Annotated in this window: 13 protein-coding genes; 5 read left to right on the forward strand and 8 right to left on the reverse strand. The window is 68.2% G+C overall.

The window, feature by feature from the left end; translation table 11 throughout:
- Positions 1-7 precede the first annotated feature (7 nt).
- The 3 genes from prfH to QX108_RS28805 all read right to left on the reverse strand — a co-directional run bounded on the left by prfH (position 8) and on the right by QX108_RS28805 (position 2689).
- Complete coding sequence (prfH, locus tag QX108_RS28795) at positions 8-631, reverse strand: peptide chain release factor H (protein WP_315783954.1); 624 nt, start codon at positions 629-631, stop codon at positions 8-10.
- Positions 628-1767: an RNA ligase RtcB family protein gene (locus QX108_RS28800; RefSeq protein WP_315783956.1), complete on the reverse strand. Its 1140-nt coding sequence runs from the start codon at positions 1765-1767 to the stop codon at positions 628-630. The genes prfH and QX108_RS28800 overlap by 4 nt, the downstream gene beginning before the upstream one ends.
- A 469-nt stretch (positions 1768-2236) precedes the next feature.
- Positions 2237-2689 (reverse strand): hypothetical protein, encoded by a 453-nt coding sequence (locus tag QX108_RS28805; RefSeq protein ID WP_315783958.1) that lies wholly within the window; start codon positions 2687-2689, stop codon positions 2237-2239.
- Between the two features lie 836 nt (positions 2690-3525).
- Here QX108_RS28805 and QX108_RS28810 point away from each other — a divergent pair.
- The 4 genes from QX108_RS28810 (at position 3526) to QX108_RS28825 (ending at position 10285) form a co-directional block, all read left to right on the forward strand.
- Positions 3526-4767 carry an APC family permease gene (locus tag QX108_RS28810; RefSeq protein ID WP_315783960.1) on the forward strand — a complete coding sequence of 414 codons (1242 nt, stop codon included), beginning with the start codon at positions 3526-3528 and terminating at the stop codon, positions 4765-4767.
- Positions 4768-4801: 34 nt separating this feature from the next.
- Positions 4802-6085: an MgtC/SapB family protein gene (locus tag QX108_RS28815; RefSeq protein ID WP_315783962.1), complete on the forward strand. Its 1284-nt coding sequence runs from the start codon at positions 4802-4804 to the stop codon at positions 6083-6085.
- A gap of 163 nt (positions 6086-6248) precedes the next feature.
- On the forward strand, positions 6249-9185 hold the full coding sequence (locus tag QX108_RS28820; RefSeq protein WP_315783964.1) for a LodA/GoxA family CTQ-dependent oxidase: 2937 nt from the start codon (positions 6249-6251) through the stop codon (positions 9183-9185).
- Positions 9182-10285, forward strand: a complete 1104-nt coding sequence (locus QX108_RS28825) for an NAD(P)/FAD-dependent oxidoreductase (protein ID WP_315783966.1) — start codon at positions 9182-9184, stop codon at positions 10283-10285. Before QX108_RS28820 ends, QX108_RS28825 begins: the two co-directional genes overlap by 4 nt.
- Positions 10286-10337: 52 nt before the next feature.
- On the opposite strand, the gene QX108_RS28830 is transcribed toward QX108_RS28825, so the two are convergent.
- From QX108_RS28830 to QX108_RS28850, 5 genes are all read right to left on the reverse strand, one after another.
- Positions 10338-12302, reverse strand: coding sequence for a putative bifunctional diguanylate cyclase/phosphodiesterase (locus QX108_RS28830; protein ID WP_315783968.1), 1965 nt, complete (start codon positions 12300-12302; stop codon positions 10338-10340).
- 343 nt (positions 12303-12645) lie between these two features.
- Positions 12646-12942, reverse strand: coding sequence for a hypothetical protein (locus QX108_RS28835; protein WP_315722072.1), 297 nt, complete (start codon positions 12940-12942; stop codon positions 12646-12648).
- 417 nt (positions 12943-13359) lie between these two features.
- A complete protein-coding gene (locus tag QX108_RS28840) occupies positions 13360-13917 on the reverse strand; it encodes an HNH endonuclease (protein ID WP_172111355.1) in 558 nt (185 codons plus the stop codon).
- 222 nt (positions 13918-14139) lie between these two features.
- Positions 14140-15111: a peptidyl-alpha-hydroxyglycine alpha-amidating lyase family protein gene (locus QX108_RS28845; RefSeq protein ID WP_315783970.1), complete on the reverse strand. Its 972-nt coding sequence runs from the start codon at positions 15109-15111 to the stop codon at positions 14140-14142.
- 168 nt (positions 15112-15279) lie between these two features.
- The gene (locus tag QX108_RS28850) at positions 15280-15933 is read right to left on the reverse strand and encodes a DNA-3-methyladenine glycosylase 2 family protein (protein WP_315783972.1); all 654 of its coding nucleotides are present in this window, start codon (positions 15931-15933) and stop codon (positions 15280-15282) included.
- A gap of 126 nt (positions 15934-16059) precedes the next feature.
- On the opposite strand from QX108_RS28850, the gene gluQRS reads away from it, so the two are divergent.
- The gene (gene gluQRS / locus QX108_RS28855; protein WP_315783974.1) at positions 16060-16929 is read left to right on the forward strand and encodes a tRNA glutamyl-Q(34) synthetase GluQRS; all 870 of its coding nucleotides are present in this window, start codon (positions 16060-16062) and stop codon (positions 16927-16929) included.
- Positions 16930-17023: the final 94 nt, after the last annotated feature.

The following is a 17023-nucleotide window of genomic DNA, read 5'->3' on the forward strand; positions in this document are numbered from 1 at the left end:
CTCTTCATCACCCCGTCGGCCTGAATGCCGGTCCCTCGAAGCGCAGGCCGGCTGCGCCGCGTTCGACGCGGTCATGCGCGGCCTGCACCAGCCGGGCCTCGCCGGCCTCCGCGACGCGCGCGCGGCCGTCCAGCAACGCCGCGAGGCGTGCGAGCGCGAGCGCCTTGTTGCGATGCTGGGAGCGGCCGTCGCGGGCGATCGCGGTGAGGCCGCTCGGCAGATGCACGGCGCGCACCGCGCTCTCGGTCTTGTTCTGGTGCTGGCCGCCGGGACCGCCGGCGCGGAAGCTCTCGAACCGGACGTCGACCGCCGCCAAGGCCGGGACCTGCGCGGGCAGTGGCAGATCGACCACGCCGACAAACCAGTTCTTGCGCCCGTGATGCGGCCGCAGCGGACTGCGGCACACCCAGAGCAGCGAGCCCTGCGTCCAGCGTTGCGCGATGGCGTCGGCGCCCGGCCCGTCCAGCACGGTGATCGCGCTGGCCGGCCCGTGACGTTCCGCGTCGCTGCGCGCAATCGCGCAGTCGCACTCCGCCGCCTCGGCTTCCTCGGCGAGCCGTTGCAGCGCATGCGCGACGGCGATCCGGCATTCCGCCGGACCGCGTCCCGAGGTGAGGAGGAGCCGTCTCATCGGCGGTCCTCCTTGTGCCGCCGCTCGGTGGCGATCTTCTTCACCGTCACCAGCGGCCGGAAGCTGGCGACGACGCGCGCAAGTCCAAAGGACTCGAGATCGGCGATCACGCCTGATATCGGCTTGTAGGCCTCCGGCGCTTCCTCGGCGAGCAGCGCGCGGTCCTCGCAGATCACGCGGCCGCCGAACGGATTGCGCGCCAGCCGCTCGCGATCCGATTTGGTGGCGCCGACCCGGCCGATCATCGACGACCGGTCGAATTTGCGGCCCGCACCATGCGCGATCGACCACAGCGCTTCCTTCGGCGCCGTCGCGAGCGGCGCGACCAGATAGGACAGCGCGCCGCGCGAGCCCGGCACGACGACCAGCCCCTGATCGGACGGCGCCGCGCCCTTTCGGTGCAGCACGCCTTCGCGGCGATGGACCACGCAATTATGCGAGCATTCGCAGACCGGATCGGCCTCGCAGCGCAACGCCGCTGCTGCCCGCCGCGCGATGACGCCGCGGTTGAGCCGGGCCCAGCGCAGCGCATGGTCATGCGCCGCGAGATAGGCCTGGCCATCGGCGCTATCAGGCGCGAGCGGCTTCAGTCCATCCGCGACGTGCCGTTCGAGCAACGCATGGCCGAGACCACGCGAGCCGGAATGCACCAGCAGATAAGCGCGGTCGCGATCGATGCCGCAGGTCGCATCGAACACTTGCTCGACAGCCTGCAGCTCACAGAAGTGATTGCCGCCGCCGATCGTGCCGAGCGACGCATCGAAGTCGGACGACGCAAGCTCGTGCGTGGCCAGCTCGCCTGCGATGTCGCCGTCATAGGGCTTGGCGATGTCGCGCAGCCGGTCGGCCGCCTTGTCGACGCGAATGCGGCGTGCGGCGAGATCGAGTGCGAACAAGGCCATGCCGCAGCCGGCGTCCGCGCCGACGAAGGCCGGGTGGATGTGGTCGGCGAGAATGGCGCAGCCGACGGGACCGAACTTGCCGGGATGCAGGTCCGGCAGGCCGGCGACCGCGCGCACGCCATCGAGATCAGCCACGGTTTCGAGCTGGCGCACGGCGGCGCCCTCGATCCAGGAGCTGGACGAGTAGAAGCCGTGGACCGGCGCACGGCCGTCCACGCGATGGGAATTGCCCATGTGGGTACCTTGGAGAAAGACAGGGAGATATGGTCTGGGACTAACAGCGCGCGCAGCCGCGCGCGTGCCTGGCCACACCCCGCCTCACGCGAGGATCAGGCCCGGCGGCTCCTGGCGGAGCAACGGATGATCGCAGTCATCGTCTTTCTCCTGTGCGGCGGAGCGGAATGCTCGACGCCGGCCGCGTCGAATGCTCGACGCCGGCCGCGTACTAATCACATCACGATCGCATTGGCAATGTGCAGGAAGCAATCGCTGCCTCGCTGTGGCACACAGGCCACGAATGGGTCATCCGTTTGTGGTGGTCTGCTTCTCTCTGTCATTGCGAGGAGCGCAGCGACGACGCAATTCAGAGTCCCGCCCACCATCCTGGATTGCTTCGCTGCGCTCGCAATGACGTTGAAAGATCTCGATCGACAAAAAATCGCTTCGCCCGCGGCAAGCGAATGAGTGGACACGCATCCCGCGATCAGAACAGCGAAAGGAAATCGCCGACGAAATAGATGATCGCCATCACGATCAGAACGCCCATCAGCACGAAGGAGAGCTGCACGGCGATCGCGCAGCCGCCCAGCGTCGTCGCCATCGCCGCGATGTGGCGCTCTTCGCGGCGCAATTGGCCCACCACACCGAGAATGATCGCGAGCAGGCCGAGCGACACCGCGGCCACCGGCAACTGCTGGTGCAGCCGGTCGGTCCATGATGGCTCGTGTACCGGCGCCTGGTAGTCGACACCCTTGATGCGTGCCACCAGCCGGTCCTTGACGCGGTGTCCGACGTCGACAACGACCTTGTCGATGGGCGGCGGCGGATCGATCACAGGCAACACCCAGTGGGGCAGGACCGCTGCGACGAGCGCGAAAAGTCCGACCACGCTGCCGATCGAGCCGAGACGGCGTGAGCGCGCCATCGTGTCCATCATTGCCGTCCGTCTCCGAGCCATCCGTCTCCGGGGCTGCCGCATGCGCAACCTGCCGACGTCGTCGCGACGGGAGCCACGCCTGCAGGACCGAATGCCGGATCATCTGTCGACCGTCGACGAGATGTGGTTCAAATCGCCGCGCACAGGGGATGGTCGCAGGCTGCCCGTCGGGCAAATCGGTCGAACCGGCACACGCAATCCACCGCCGATGTCCAGCCGTGCCACGAAAAAGATTCTTGTTTCTTATTTTCGGAATTCATGCTTATCTCCCGCGCATCCCGCCGCATGCAGAGGGACGTACGCGTCGTCACGATACGTGGAGGTGGGGAGTGGTGGCCGTCGCGATGTCAGGCGCGTTTCGCGCAGACGACTGGCAGCGTGGCGGACGGTCAAGCCGTGTGGTCCTGGCGCCCCGAAGCTGGCGCCAAGTTCGCGATGACGTTCGTGCGTCGCCGCGGGTGACGGGGGCAAACAAGCCGGTCCCCGGGGAGAGCTCGGAGCAGCCGTTCCAACCATCGCGCAGGGAGGGCCGGGTCGTTTCCGGCTGTACCTGTGGTTCCTGCCCCGTGCATTTTCCCCGCACGGGGGCCACGGGCCTCAGCCGAGGCTCGGCCTTCCCTGCACCCTCTCGATGGCGGAGAGGGGACATCGTCAGCACAGCTCGGGCCAACCGCGCCGCGAGGCAGCAAACGCATGTCTCCGCGCGCGTCACGCCGACGGGCGACCGAACGTCGCAGCGCTGGGAGCCGCGAACGCGGTCCGGTTGACCGAGATCAAGAGAACTCGCGCTTGCTCGATTAAGCCCCTACAACATCCGTCGCTCGTCGTGATCAGGAATGGACGCCGTTGTGCCGCAAGATCCCATCGTGCCTCCAGCCGGCCTGCGGCGGCGGCTCGGACTTCCATTGCTCGTCCTCTACGGCACGGGCGTCACGGTGGGCGCTGGCATCTATGTCCTGATCGGCGCCGTCGCTGGTCACGCCGGCGTCTATTCGTCGTGGGCCTTCGCGTTGGCAGCCACGGTGATGGCTTTCACGGCGGCCTCCTACGCCGAGCTCGCGACCCGCTATCCCGTCAGTGCCGGCGAAGCCGCCTATGTCCGTGCGGCGTTCGAGTCGCGGCTGCTCTCGACGGCCGTCGGCTCGCTGCGGCTGGCCACCGGCGTGATTGCTGCGGCCGCAGTGACACTCGGCGGCGCCGGCTACATCCGGCAGCTGATCGATCTGCCGGCGCCATTCGTCGCCCTGGTGATCGTCGGGGCGCTCGGCGTCGTCGCCGCCTGGGGCATTCTCGAATCGGTGATGCTCGCGGGCCTGCTGACCTTGATCGAGACCGGCGGACTGCTGTGGATCATCGTCTCGGCCGTTCACTCCGGCGTGTCGTTCGGCCCGGCGCTGCTCGTGCCGCCGCCGCTCGATGTCGGCGTGCTCTCCGGCGTCACCTTTGCCGGCCTGCTCGCCTTCTTCGCGTTCGTCGGCTTCGAGGATCTCGCCAACGTCGTCGAGGAGGCCAAGAGCCCGCAGCGGAACATTCCGTGGGCGATGGCGCTCGCCTTGCTGATCACGTCGCTTCTCTACGTGCTGATCGCCGCGATTGCCGTCAGCGCCGTGCCGCCGGCCGTCCTCGCGGCGTCGCCGGCACCGCTCAGCCTGGTGTTCAACGCCGTGGCGCATATCAGTCCGGCGACATTCAACATGATCGCCATCGTGTCGACGCTGAACACGGTTCTCGCCCAGATGACGATGACGGCGCGGGTCGTCTATGGCATGGCGGAGCAGGGCGACCTGCCGCGGATTGCGGGACGCGTCGATCGCCGCACCGGAACGCCGCTGATCGCGACCGGGCTCGTCATGCTGGCGGTTGCGGCGCTCGCGCTGAGCTTTCCGCTGGAGCGCCTGGCGGAGGGGACGTCGCTGGTCACGCTCACGATCTTTGCCGTCGTCAATCTGTGCCTGCTGCGGCTCCGGGCCCGCAACGTCGCGTCGCCGGCCGGGCATGTCCGGGTGCCGCTCTGGGTCCCTGCCATCGGTCTCGTCACGTGCATGCTGATGATCATCAGCGCGTTCGTCGCACCATGACGGGACCCGGACCCTGCAACAGTCGGTCTGACCCATGCCGGACGTCATGAGCCTGGCGCCGAGCCCCGAGATCATCGCGATCACCGTCGCACTCGGCATCGGCCTTCTGATCGGCCTGGAGCGCGAGCGCCGCAAGGGCGAGGGGCCGGGGCGCGGGCCCGCCGGGCTGAGGACCTTTGCCGCGGCATCGCTCGCGGGCGCCGTCAGCATGCTGGCCGGTGGCAGGACGCTGCTGGCGGTCGTCACCGCCGGGGTCATCGCCCTGGTGGCGATCGCCTATCTGCGCTCCCGCAGCGACGATCCCGGACTGACATCGGAAACGGCGCTCGTTCTGACCGTTCTGCTCGGTGGCCTCGCCACCGAGCATGCGGCTCTGGCCGCAGGGGTCGCCGTCATCCTGGCGGTGCTGCTTGCCGCGCGACCGGTGCTGCACGATTTCGTCCGCTCGGTGCTCAGCGAAAGCGAGCTCAGGGACGGCCTCATCTTCGCCGCCGCCACGCTCGTGGTCCTGCCGCTGCTTCCCGACCGGCCGCTCGGTCCGTTCGGCACGCTCAATCCGCGCGCGATCTGGATGCTGGTCGTCCTCATGATGGCGATCGGCGCCGCCGGCCATGTCTCGATGCGGCTGCTCGGCGCCCGTGGCGGCCTCGCCGTCTCGGGCTTCGCGTCGGGCTTCATTTCCAGCACGGCGACGATCGGCGCGATGGGCGCACGGGCGCGCACCACGCCCGAGCTGCGCGGGGCAGCCGCGGCCGGCGCGACGCTGTCGACCCTTGCGACCGTCATCCAGCTCGCCGCGGTTCTCGCCGCAACGAGCCCCGCCGCGCTGCGGGCGATGCTGGTCCCGCTGCTCTGCGCCGGTGCGGCCGCGGCGGCCTACGGAGCGATCTTCACCATCGCCGGCCTGCGTCAGGCGAGCAGGGCAGAGCTCGAGCCCGGACGCGCCTTCAGCCTGCCGGGCGCCGTGATGCTGGCCGCGACGATCTCCGCGGTGATGGTGATCTCCGCCGGGTTGCGCGAAATGTTCGGCGAAACCGGCCTCGTGCTCAGCGCGGCGGTCGCGGGCCTCGTCGACACGCATGCGCCTGCCGTGGCCGCGGCCACGCTCGCCGCTTCCGGCAAGATCGATGCCGCCGCAGCCGTGCTGCCGGTCCTGGCCGCGCTGTCGATGAACACGATCAGCAAGATCGTCGTGGCATGGACCAGCGGCGGGTCGTCGTTCGCGCTGCGGCTGGTTCCCGGACTCGTTCTCGTCGTCGCTGCGGCGTGGGCCGGCGCGTTCGGCGTAGACCTCGCGCAACATTTTCTCACTCATTGAAGGAGCAACACGAGACGCGCGCGATCATGCTCTCCCTCAAGCGCGGCGGTCCGACGCTTGACCGTCATTCCCGGCGCGACTAGGCTCAACAACCATTGGTTACATAAATTTTTAGATTCGCCTCAGCGCCGCGCGCCCTTCGCTCCTGCCGGGAGATATTTCGATGACCGACGAGTCCTCACCCACGCCTCCATCCTGCTTCGACTGCGCTCACCAGGCAACCGAGCGCCTCGACGAGATGTTCGTCGGCATCGTCCAGGAGAAGCGCATCGCGCTCGGCCAGCGGCCGGCCGAGCGGCCGGTGTTCCGCAAGCTGCATGGCGTTGCGCATGGGACCTTGGAGATGCGTGCCGACCTGCCGGCCGATCTCAAGGTCGGCATCTTCGCCCATCACCGCCTGCCCGCCTGGGTCCGCTTCTCGAGTGATACGTCACCGACCTCGCCGGACCTGCAGTCGACGCTCGGCATCGGCATCAAGCTGTTCGGCGTCGCCGGCAGCGATGCGCTGGGGACCCACGGCGACACCGCCGACATCATCATGCAGAACTACCCGGTGTTCTTCGTCGACAATGCCGAGGAGATGTGTGAGTTCACCTATGCCGGCGTCGTCGCCGGCGACTATCCCGGCTATCTCGCCAAGCATCCGAAGACGGCGAAGATCCTCGACGCCATGGCCCGGGTCGAAGGCAGCGTGCTGACGACGACCTATTGGGCGATCCTGCCGTTCCGCTGCGGCGACCGCTTCGTGAAGTATCGTCTCGATCCCGAGACGCCGCCCGAGAACGTGCCCAACGACGCCGCCGACTATCTCGCCACCGACCTCGCGCTCAGGCTGTCACAGCGTCCCTATCGTTTCCGCTTCATGGTGCAGCTGCGCACCAATCCGGCGACGATGCCGCTCGACCGTGCGACGGTCGACTGGCCGGAGAGCGAGAGTCCGTTCGTCGAGGTCGGCATCCTGGAGCTGCCCCGCCAGGACGTGAACGAGCGCGGCCAGCCGGAGTATGGCCAAGGTCTCGCCTACAACATCTGGCGCGTTCCGGAGGCGAATGCGCCGGCCAAGGAGTCGACGATCGCCGCGGCGCGCAAGGTGGTCTATGCGTCGAGCGCGAACGTGCGCCATATCGCGAACGGCCAGCCGCTGCAGGACCCGACAGCTCCGCGCCCGGCGGCAGAGCCCAAAGCAGAGCCCGATCATTGCATCGTCAAGGCGGTGATCTATCCCTCGATCGGCATCGCCCGCGTCGGCACCAGCCCGCGCGACTACTTCATCGGGCCCGAGGTGCCCGATCCGCCGCCGGCACCCAAAGGCTTCTATCGCGATGCCCAAGGCGCGCTGAAGCGGCAGGCGGCGCGCTTTCGCGTCTATGGCGTCAATGCGCGCGGCGTGATCGTCAAGGAGCTCACCGCGGCCGATGCCAAGATCACCTGGTCGGTCGAGCTCGCGAACACCAAGGCGGCGTGGTATGGCTTCGAGCTCGCGCTCGACATTCCCGAGGCGGCGTCGGCGCCGCCGACGGTGCTGCGCAACGCCGCCGTCGCCGATCGCACGCGCCTGTCGATCAAGCCCGGTCGTCGCGATGTGTCCGGGGCGAACGCCCCGCCGCAACAATTCGACAGCGGCGAGTTCATGGGCAAGCGCGTCTATCTCGGCGAGGTCTTCACCGATGCGCAGGGACGGCTGCTCGTGCTCGGCGGTCATGGTCATTCGGCATCCTTCGACCACTCCCGCGCCATCACCTTCGCCAACAATGAAGGCTGGCACGATGACGTCTCCGACGGCCCGGTGACGGCGCGCGTCGAGCTCGATGGTGCGCCGCTCGACGTGGTGCCGGCCTGGGTCGTGGTGGCGCCGCCGAACTATGGACCGCAGCAGAAATCGGTGCGCACGCTGTGGGACCTGATGCGCGACGTCGCCATCGCGGCCGGCCAGCTGCCGCGCCCGGCGCGACCATCCTTCAGTTTCGACATCCTGCCGATCTTCCAGCGCCTCAACGGCCTGCAATGGGTGAATGCAGGCTTCGCCGCCGGCTTCGGCTGGCGCAGCGCGTTCGACTTCGCGAGCCCGGACTGGATCGCGCGGCTCGGCGACGGCAGCGCGGCGAATGCCGAGCTGCGCAAGGTGATTGCCAACCAGTTCCGCAACGACAAGATCGATTCCTGGTCGCCGGTGCCGTGGCCGTGGCTGTATGGCGACGCCATGAACATCCCGCCGGCGCAGACGCCTCTGCAGCACGCCTCTCTCAGCAACACGCAGCTGATGATGTTGCAGCAATGGGCGGCGGGGGATTTCGAGCCCGACTATGATCCTGCGCGCAAGGCCCCGGCGACGATCGAGGAGGTGCCGGTCGCGGCGCAGGGCGAGACCCTCACGCGCGCCGCGCTCGAATTCTGCCTGGCCGATGCCTTCCACCCCGGCTGCGAGATGACGTGGCCGGTGCGGGCCGCGACGATGTATCTCGAACCGTTTCGATTCCTGCACGCCCCTGAGGGGTGGATCGAGCCGGGCCTCGGCGAGGTACTGACCAGCGACGGCGTCACCATTCCGAACGGGCCGCTCTACGGCCAATTGCCGGGCAGCATCACGCGCTGGATGGCGGTGCCGTGGCAGACCGACACCGCGAGCTGCCGCTCCGGCTACGACAAGAGCTACGATCCCTATGTGCCGAGCTTCTGGCCAGCGCGCGTGCCGAACCAGGTTCTCACCGAGGAGAACTACGCCATCGTCATGGACACCGGCAAGCCGATGCAGGAGCGGCTCGCCGCCTTCGCCAACCGCGCCGCCTGGATCGCACCGCTGGGAACGACGAGCTACACCGACCAGATCAACAACATGATCCACGGCTTCGATCATCTCGGCGTCGTCGAGGTGCGCAAGGGTCCCGGCGATGCGGCGTTCCCGGCCATGATCGAGGTCGAGGATCAGCACGAGCCGATCAAGGACGCGACCGATACGCCGCAGGCGCAGAAGAAGCTGCGCGCCGCGGGGACGCGGGTGTCGAGCCAGCGCGGCACGCCGGCGGTGTTCGTCGATGTCGACCTGACGCAGATCGAGAAGGTGCGGCGCTTCCCGGGAGGTCTCGGACGTCGAACGGAATGATCGAGGCCGATGTCGTCGTCGTCGGTTGCGGCCCCGCCGGGGCGATGACGGCGCTCAATCTGGCGCCGTTCCGCCGCGTGCTGGTGCTGGAGCGCAACGCGGCGCCCGCCCCGCGCATCGGCGAGTCCGTGCCGGGCGCGATCCGCCGCCTGCTGGCGGACATGGGGCTGTGGGACGCCTTCGCCGCCGATCGCCATGCGCCCTGCTACGTCCGCCGCAGCGTGTGGGGCGGCGCCGCGGCCGACGAGCAGGATTCGATCCGCGATCCCCTCGGCCATGGCTGGCATCTCGATCGCGTCCGCTTCGAAACGATGCTGCGCACCGCTGCGACGGCCCGCGGCGCCGCCGTGCTGTCGCCGGCGCACCCGATCGGCGTCGCGTGGGAGCATGGCGCATGGCAGCTGCGCGTCGCCCATCGCGACCAGCGGCTGCTGGTGAGGGCGCCGCTTCTGATCGATGCCGGCGGCCGGAGCTCGACCCTGCTGCGGCCGTTCGGCGGCCAGCGCAACGCCGGCGACAAGCTGCTGTGCGGCTGGGTTCAGGGGGCCGCACGACAGGCCGCCGACGCCGGCGTGACCTTCACCGCCGCGGAGCCCGAGGGCTGGTGGTACACGGCGCCGCTGCCAGGTGATCGCCGCGTGCTCGCGTTCCATACCGATGCCGACCTTGGCGCGGCGTCCGACACTCGCAGCGCCACGGCGCTGCTGGCGCGCGCCGCAAGGCTGCCGGAGCTCGGCGCCGTTCTCGCCGCCAGCGGCTTCGCGCCGGACGCGTCATCGGGCGTCTGCGCCGCGCACAGCGCCGCGCTTGCACCGCCGGCCGGAGAGGGCTGGCTCGCGGCCGGAGACGCCGCGCTCGCCTTCGACCCGCTGTCGTCGCAGGGCCTGTTCAACGCGCTCTACACCGGCCTCGCCGCAGCCGAGGCCGCCCATCGCCATCTCGATGGCGATGCTGCGGCGCTGCCGGAGTACGCGACCGGCCTGGCTGCGATCCGGCAAGCCTATGACGATCACCTCGTGGCCTGGTACGGCCAGGAGCGCCGCTTCGCTGCGCAGCCATTCTGGCGCCGTCGGCATGATGGGGGCGGCCGCGATGCCTGAGGCGATGCGGGCGAAGCGCGGGATGCCGACGGTGGCGAGTGTGCAATCGCGGCTACGCGCTGCGCGCCACGATGGGCGCGACCGCCGGCGGAGCAGCGCTGCGATGCCGGACGAGCCAGGCGATCGCGTCGTCCTCCTTCATCGGCTTGCCGTAGAGCCAGCCCTGGCCGTAGGAGCAGCCGAGCATGCGCAGGCACTCCGCATCCGCCTCGCGCTCGACGCCCTCGGCAATGATGCGATGGCCGAGCGGCAGCGCCACGGCGGTGATGGCGGCGACGAGCTGCTGATCCCTGCGATTGCCGGCGATGCCGTCGATGAAGGAGCGGTCGATCTTGATGGTGTCGATCTCGACCGCCATCAGATTGGCGATCGAGGAATGGCCGACGCCGAAATCGTCGATCGCGAGCGCGAAGCCGTGCTCGTCGATCAGCTTGAGCTCATCGGCGCAGCGCTTGGGATCGAACATCGCCTCCTCGGTGACCTCGATCTCGATCCGCCTGGGATCGACGCCGTAGCGCTCGGTCACGAGCTTGAGCGTCTGGGCCGGCGAGTGGATCGGGAATTCGCGCGGCGAGACGTTGATCGAGACCCGGATGGCCTGCGCCTTCTTGCGGTCGAGCGCCCGCAGGAACGCGCAGACGCGTTCGCCGACGAATTCCGTGAGCTGGCCGGACAGGCGCAGCCGGATCGCGGCGGAGACGATGTCGGGCGGCGGAATGAGGCCGGCGGTCGGGTGCTTCCAGCGCAGCAGCGCCTCGAAGCCGATGACCTCCTGGGTCGCCATCGCGACCTGCGGCTGGAATTCGACATGGAGCTCGCGCCGCGCCAGCGCCGCCGGCAGCTCCGCGTCGAGGCGGCGTTGCAGCGTGAGCGCGCACTGCATCTTGGCGTCGAACACCCGCATGCAGGCGCGGCCGTCGTCCTTGGCGCGGTACAGCGCAGCGTCCGCCCGGGCCGAAAGCTCCTCCAGGTCGATGGCGCCCTCCGCCTGCGTGGCGATGCCGATCGAGCAACTCACGGCCAGTGGCTGGCCGGCAATCATCACCGGCCGCAGCAGCGCCTGCATCAGCCGCTCGCCGAGGGCAACGGCTCGATTGGCCACATCCTCACCCTGCAGTACCACGATGAACTCGTCACCGCCGAGGCGGACCGGGAGATCGTCGCCGCTGCAGGCCGAGCGCAGCAGCGCGGCCACGGTCTGCAGCACGCGGTCGCCGGCATCATGGCCGCGGGTGTCGTTGATGATCTTGAAGTTGTCGACGTCGAACAGGAGAAAGGCGACGCCGCGTCCCGCAGCGCAGGCGGCGCCGGCCACGGAGCGGAAGTGGCTGCGATTGGCCAGGCCGGTCAGCGAGTCGATGCTCACGAGGCGTTCGAGCGTCTGGTTGGCCGCGGCCAGCGATTCCGCCAGCTCGGTTGCCGCGATCGTCGTACTCTGGCTGGCGATGAAGTTGCGCTCGCCGAGCCGTGCCGCGCGGAACAGCATGACGGTGAGGAACGCGATGTCGGCGGCGACGATGTAGCCGACGTCGCCGCCGGAGAGCAGCATCCGCAGGATCGTGGCGCCCATCAGCGGCGCGCCGAAGGCGATCGCCATCGGCGAATAGGCCAGGCTCTGGATGATCGCGCCGGTCGTGGTGCCGGCCATGATGAAGACGACGTCGTTGACGTTGTGCGCATGCGTGAAGACCGGCAGGCCGAGCGGGACCACCGACCAGAGCAGCCCGCTGACGAACGCCATGATCGTCAGGCCGCGAAGCACGCGATGCGGATGTCGCTCGATCTTTCCCGACGATTTCAGGTGCGAGACCCATGCGGCGCGCAGCACGGCAAAGGCCACGGCGGCGGCCAGCCACCACAGGATCGGCGCGCTGCCCTCCCGCAGATAGATCAGCAGCGCCAGCGACACCGCGATGGCGACGTTGGCGAACAGGGTCAGGGCGATGTTCTGCAGCGAGCTGGCGGCCTGGGCTTTCGCGAGCGCCGCCGCCTTGGGGTCGGTGGGAGCGGTCTGCATGCGCGAAACGGATGGCCCTGCTGGATCGGTCACGGATGAAGGCAGCTCTGGTGGCGGCCATGCGGCAGCGCAGGAGCATGCTGAACAGAGGCCTAAGGTGGAGTTAATCCGTCAAATAATACCCAGCGGCCGCCACTCGTCGGCCGCTCGGACGGCCTGGTGGGGGCGGTGCGGGCCTTCGGCGCCGCGCCGCTTCGCACGCCCCGATCGTTCTCGCCGAAGGCAAGACAGCCGCGGTCGCACTCCGCCGTGCTCCGGCAAGGCCGGGCGGCGGAGTGCGTCGAGGTGGTGTTGCGTCACAGGCCTGCGATCGGTCGCTCGACGCCGCCCGCGGCGGCCTCGGCTATTTGGCGCGCAGTGAGCTCGGACCGGTCGTGTTCTTCAAACCGCAGAGCGGGTCGTTGTTGTTGGGGCACTCGATCTTGATCGGGGTCTTGCAGACCGTTTCTCCATTGCCGCCTCTCGCGTCCTTGAATGCGCAGACCTGCCCTTTCGGGCATGGCGGGTTGCAGCCTTCAGCCGCCCTCGCTGGCGTCGACATCGACCCGGCCCCGGCGATGAGGGTCGCGAGCGTGAAAGCGGTGACCGGATTCCGGATCAATGCCGGGACCCGACAGTTCATCTTGGCCGGAAGCTTCATGTCCTTCTCCTGTATCCGTTTGATCAATGGCGTGATGTTCGGCGTGCCCGGTTGAACGCACCGTTTGGCGCCGTGATCATCGGTCGGACTGGAGACGGGCGGCGTTCGAGCAGGACAACCGAAAGTCGAACCGGGCCTCCTGCCTGCGTGATCCTCGTCACTCAGAGGGAGATGCGGACGAGGGGCGCTTGTCCTGGATTGGCGAGGATCGACGTGCGTGCGAGCGAAGCCTGATCAGACGGTGGTCGTTGCGGCGATCTGTAGACCGGCGCGGCGCAGATTCGCGCGGCGGCTCTGGTCACAGGGATGGCGAGGTTGCACACCAAGCCAAGCCTCGACGGATGCGGACGACTGCCGCGCGCGAGCTGACACTGCGATGGTCAGAGCACGTATGACAAACAGCCGTGCGGCCTGTCGCTATGGGTCCAGCTCGGTGTCCCAGTAGAGATAGTCGAGCCAGCTCTCGTGCAGATAGTTCGGCGGGAACAGGCGGCCGTTGCGGTGGAGCTGATGGACCGTCGGCGCGTAGGGCGCCTGCTTGGGAAACATCTTGGCTTGCTGCGGCGTCAGGTTGCCCTTCTTGAGATTACAGGGCGAGCAGGCGGCGACGACGTTCTCCCAGGTGGTCTGGCCACCCTTGCTGCGCGGAATGACGTGATCGAAGGTGAGGTCGTCGCCGGAGTGGCAGTACTGGCAGGCGAAGCGGTCGCGCAGGAAGACGTTGAAGCGGGTGAAGGCCGGATGGGTCGTCGGCTTCACGAAGGATTTCAGCGACACCACACTGGGCAGCTGGATTTCGAAGGAGGGACTTCGGATCGCCCTGTCGTAGTACTCGACAATGTTGACGCGATCGAGGAACACCGCCTTGATCGCGTCCTGCCAGGACCAAAGCGACAGCGGATAGTAGCTCAGCGGCCGGAAGTCCGCGTTCAGCACCAACACCGGCCAACCGCCTTGTGAGACATGTGCGTTCAAGTAACGCTCCTGGCCTCCATATACGGCTGCGAAGCAGCATGCCCTGACATACTACATGCAGCGTGACGGGATTGTGAAGCCCCAAGAACGGCTTGGGCCCCGCTTGTCCACGTTCCGAGCCTGCGCCCAAAGCACGTCGGATGCAAGGCAATAGCGTGGATCTCTGCGGTGCAACTCGCTCGCAAATCCGGCGTCGCCGAGCCTCGCGGTTTCCCGATGCCGTCAGGCCGGGACCTTCTCCAGCTTCTGCAGGCAACGGTGGATGTTGACCTCTGCCGGCATGGCCTGGCCGGGAAAGCTCGTGCTCCAATTGGTGACGCCGACCTCACCGACATAGATGTCGCCGCGGCTGTCGATCGCGAGGCCATGCGGCGCCAGGAATTGGCCGGTTTCCAGCCCGGGACCGTGCTCGCCGCCAAGCCGCGCCAACCGCCGACCACCGGCGTCGGTGATGGTCAGCCGCGGCCCCAGATTGGGCACGTTGAGATTGACGGGCATGCCGGGGCCGAGCTCGCCGATGATGAAGGTCTTGCGCTTGGCGCCGCAGGCACACAGCGCGCAAGGCCGGTGCAGATTGTTCCACTGCGTCTCGTAGCGGCCATCGCCATCAAAGATCTGGATGCGGTGGTTCTCGCGGTCGGCGACATACACGAAGCCATCATCATCGGTCGCGATGTTGTGAACGATGTTGAACTGGCCGGGATCGGAGCCCGGCGCGCCCCAGCTTCTGATGAGCTTGCCGTCCGGCGTGTATTTGTGCACCCGGGCATTGCCATAGCCGTCGGAGACATAGATCTCGCCCGACGGCGACAGCGCAGTGTGGGTGCAGCGGTTGAACGGCTCGCCGCTCATGAACGGGCTTGGGCGCTCCGGCAGGCCGATGGTCAGCAGCACCTTGCCGTCAGGCGTGCACTTGCGCACGGTATGGTCGCCGTCATCGGTGCAGTAGAGATTGTCGTCGGCATCGATCGACAGGCCGTGGGCGCGGCTGAACAGGCCTTCGCCCCAGCTGCGCAGAAAGTTGCCGTCGCGGTCGAACACGATTATAGGATGGGCGCCGCGGTTGAACGCGTAGACGCGGTCCTTGCTGTCGACGGCGACCGAGGCGACATCGGTCAGCGCCCAACCGTCGGGCAGCTTCGCCCAGTCCTTGACGACACGATAGGTGTAGTCGCCGGTCCCGAGAGTCGTCATCGCCGTTGTTCCCCATGCAAGCTGCGTTGCGCGACGCTACACGGGTCAGCCACCGGCGGAAACCCTGATGATCCCCTCGGCATCATGGACGGATCTCTTGCGATTCTGGCCGACCTCAATGACCGTTTTGCACCCCAATTATATTTCAAACGCCGTTGACCGGAATTGTTAGTTGGCAGGCGCGATGACGCCCTCGCGCTTCTTCAGCACGCGGTAGTAGCTCCACCACAGATGCGCTGCTGCGCCGCGCAGCGGCCGCCAGCCTTCCGCGAGCGGCATCATCTGCTTCGCGGTCGGGCGGGTGGCCAGGCCGAGCCCGACCTTTACCGCCTCCTGCACCGCCAGGTCGCCCGCCGGCCAGGCATCGCCATGGCCGAGACAGAACAGCAGATAGACGTCGGCGGTCCACGGGCCGATGCCGGGCAGGGCAGTCAGCGTCGCGTGCGCCGCATCGGCGTCCTCATTGGCGAGCACGTCGAGGTTCAGCCGGCCGGCACCGAGCTCGCGGGCCATGTGCTTGAGCGTCTTGATCTTGGCGGCGGACAGACCGAGCCGCCCCAGCCGGTCGGTCCGGGCACGGCGGATCGCGTCCGCATCGAACGGATCGAACGCCGCCTGCAGCCGGCCCCAGATCGCCGCCGCGCTGGCGGTGGACAGCTGCTGGCCGCAGACGATGTGGGCGATCCCGGCAAAGCCCGGCTCCCGCCGCCGCAGCGCCGGCATGCCGGTGGCTGCGAGGATCGGCACGAGGCGGGTGTCCTGTCTGACGAGATCGCGGATCGCCTCTTCGAGAATGGCCTGGGTGTCGAGGTGGAGGGTCATCGTGACAGGGCCTTCTGGATCGTCATGCGCGGGCTTGACCCGCGCATCCATCTCGGATCGAACGTGCCCGCGAAGGAGCATGTGTGTCGGATCACGCGAGCTCAAGTCCTGCAAGGACGAGATGATATGCCACCCGTTTTCCGATTTGCCCCCAGCCCGAACGGCTATCTGCATCTCGGCCATGCCTATTCGGCGCTGCTGAACGTCCGGCGCGCGCAGGAGAGCGGCGGCCGCTTCCTGCTGCGCATCGAGGACATCGACCCGACCCGCTGCCGGCCGGACTATGAGCAGGCGATCACCGAGGACCTGGCCTGGCTCGGCATCCGCTGGGAGCAGCCGGTGCGGCGGCAGTCGGAACATCTCGCCGAGTACCGTTCGGCGCTGGAGCGGCTGCAGGCCATGGGCCTGGTCTATGCGAGCTTCGAGAGCCGTGCCGAGATCGCGCGGCTGGTGGCGGAGCGGGATGTCGATGGTGGCTGGCCGCGGGATCCCGACGGGGCGCCGCTCTATCCGGGCGTGGCGAAGGCAATATCTGCAACGCGGCGTGCAGAGCTGATCGCCAGCGGCGTGCCCTACGCCTTGCGGCTGGACATGGCCGCAGCGGTCGCCCGCGTCGGTCGGTTGAGCTGGAACGAGGCCGGCAGCGGTCCCGGAGGCGAGACCGGCACGGTCGAAGCGAGAGCGGAGGCCTGGGGCGACGTGATCCTGGCGCGCAAGGAGACGCCCACCAGCTACCACCTGTCCGTCGTCGTCGACGATGCGCTGCAGGGCGTGACGGAGGTGGTGCGCGGACAGGATCTTTTCCACGCCACCAGCGTCCATCGCCTGCTGCAGGCGCTGCTCGGCCTGCCCGCGCCGGCCTATCGGCACCACCAACTGATTCGCGACGAGCAAGGCCGCAAGCTGTCGAAGTCCACTCAGGCGACGGGATTGCGCACATTGCGCGCGGAAGGCGTCCCGCCGGCGGAAATCCGACACAGGATCGGCTTGGTCTAGCCGCGTCCCGCCGCAAGTCCCGGTGTCTCCGCATGTTTCCGGCGGGGACAACCTCCGGGGCATCGTGACACCCGGAAACGACCGTGCCATGCTG

This window comes from Bradyrhizobium sp. SZCCHNR1002 (genome assembly GCF_032381435.1).
Taxonomy (GTDB): Bacteria; Pseudomonadota; Alphaproteobacteria; order Rhizobiales; family Xanthobacteraceae; genus Bradyrhizobium; species Bradyrhizobium aeschynomenes.

Coding starts and splice junctions, on each gene's coding strand:
- QX108_RS28830 (WP_315783968.1), bottom strand. CDS start 12,302: ATGCAGACCGCTCCCACCGACCCCAAGGCGGCGGCGCTCGCGAAAGCC.
- QX108_RS28800 (WP_315783956.1), bottom strand. CDS start 1,767: ATGGGCAATTCCCATCGCGTGGACGGCCGTGCGCCGGTCCACGGCTTC.
- prfH (WP_315783954.1), bottom strand. CDS start 631: ATGAGACGGCTCCTCCTCACCTCGGGACGCGGTCCGGCGGAATGCCGG.
- QX108_RS28835 (WP_315722072.1), bottom strand. CDS start 12,942: ATGAAGCTTCCGGCCAAGATGAACTGTCGGGTCCCGGCATTGATCCGG.
- QX108_RS28845 (WP_315783970.1), bottom strand. CDS start 15,111: ATGACGACTCTCGGGACCGGCGACTACACCTATCGTGTCGTCAAGGAC.
- QX108_RS28810 (WP_315783960.1), top strand. CDS start 3,526: ATGGACGCCGTTGTGCCGCAAGATCCCATCGTGCCTCCAGCCGGCCTG.
- QX108_RS28850 (WP_315783972.1), bottom strand. CDS start 15,933: ATGACCCTCCACCTCGACACCCAGGCCATTCTCGAAGAGGCGATCCGC.
- QX108_RS28815 (WP_315783962.1), top strand. CDS start 4,802: ATGCCGGACGTCATGAGCCTGGCGCCGAGCCCCGAGATCATCGCGATC.
- QX108_RS28820 (WP_315783964.1), top strand. CDS start 6,249: ATGACCGACGAGTCCTCACCCACGCCTCCATCCTGCTTCGACTGCGCT.
- QX108_RS28805 (WP_315783958.1), bottom strand. CDS start 2,689: ATGATGGACACGATGGCGCGCTCACGCCGTCTCGGCTCGATCGGCAGC.
- QX108_RS28825 (WP_315783966.1), top strand. CDS start 9,182: ATGATCGAGGCCGATGTCGTCGTCGTCGGTTGCGGCCCCGCCGGGGCG.
- gluQRS (WP_315783974.1), top strand. CDS start 16,060: ATGCCACCCGTTTTCCGATTTGCCCCCAGCCCGAACGGCTATCTGCAT.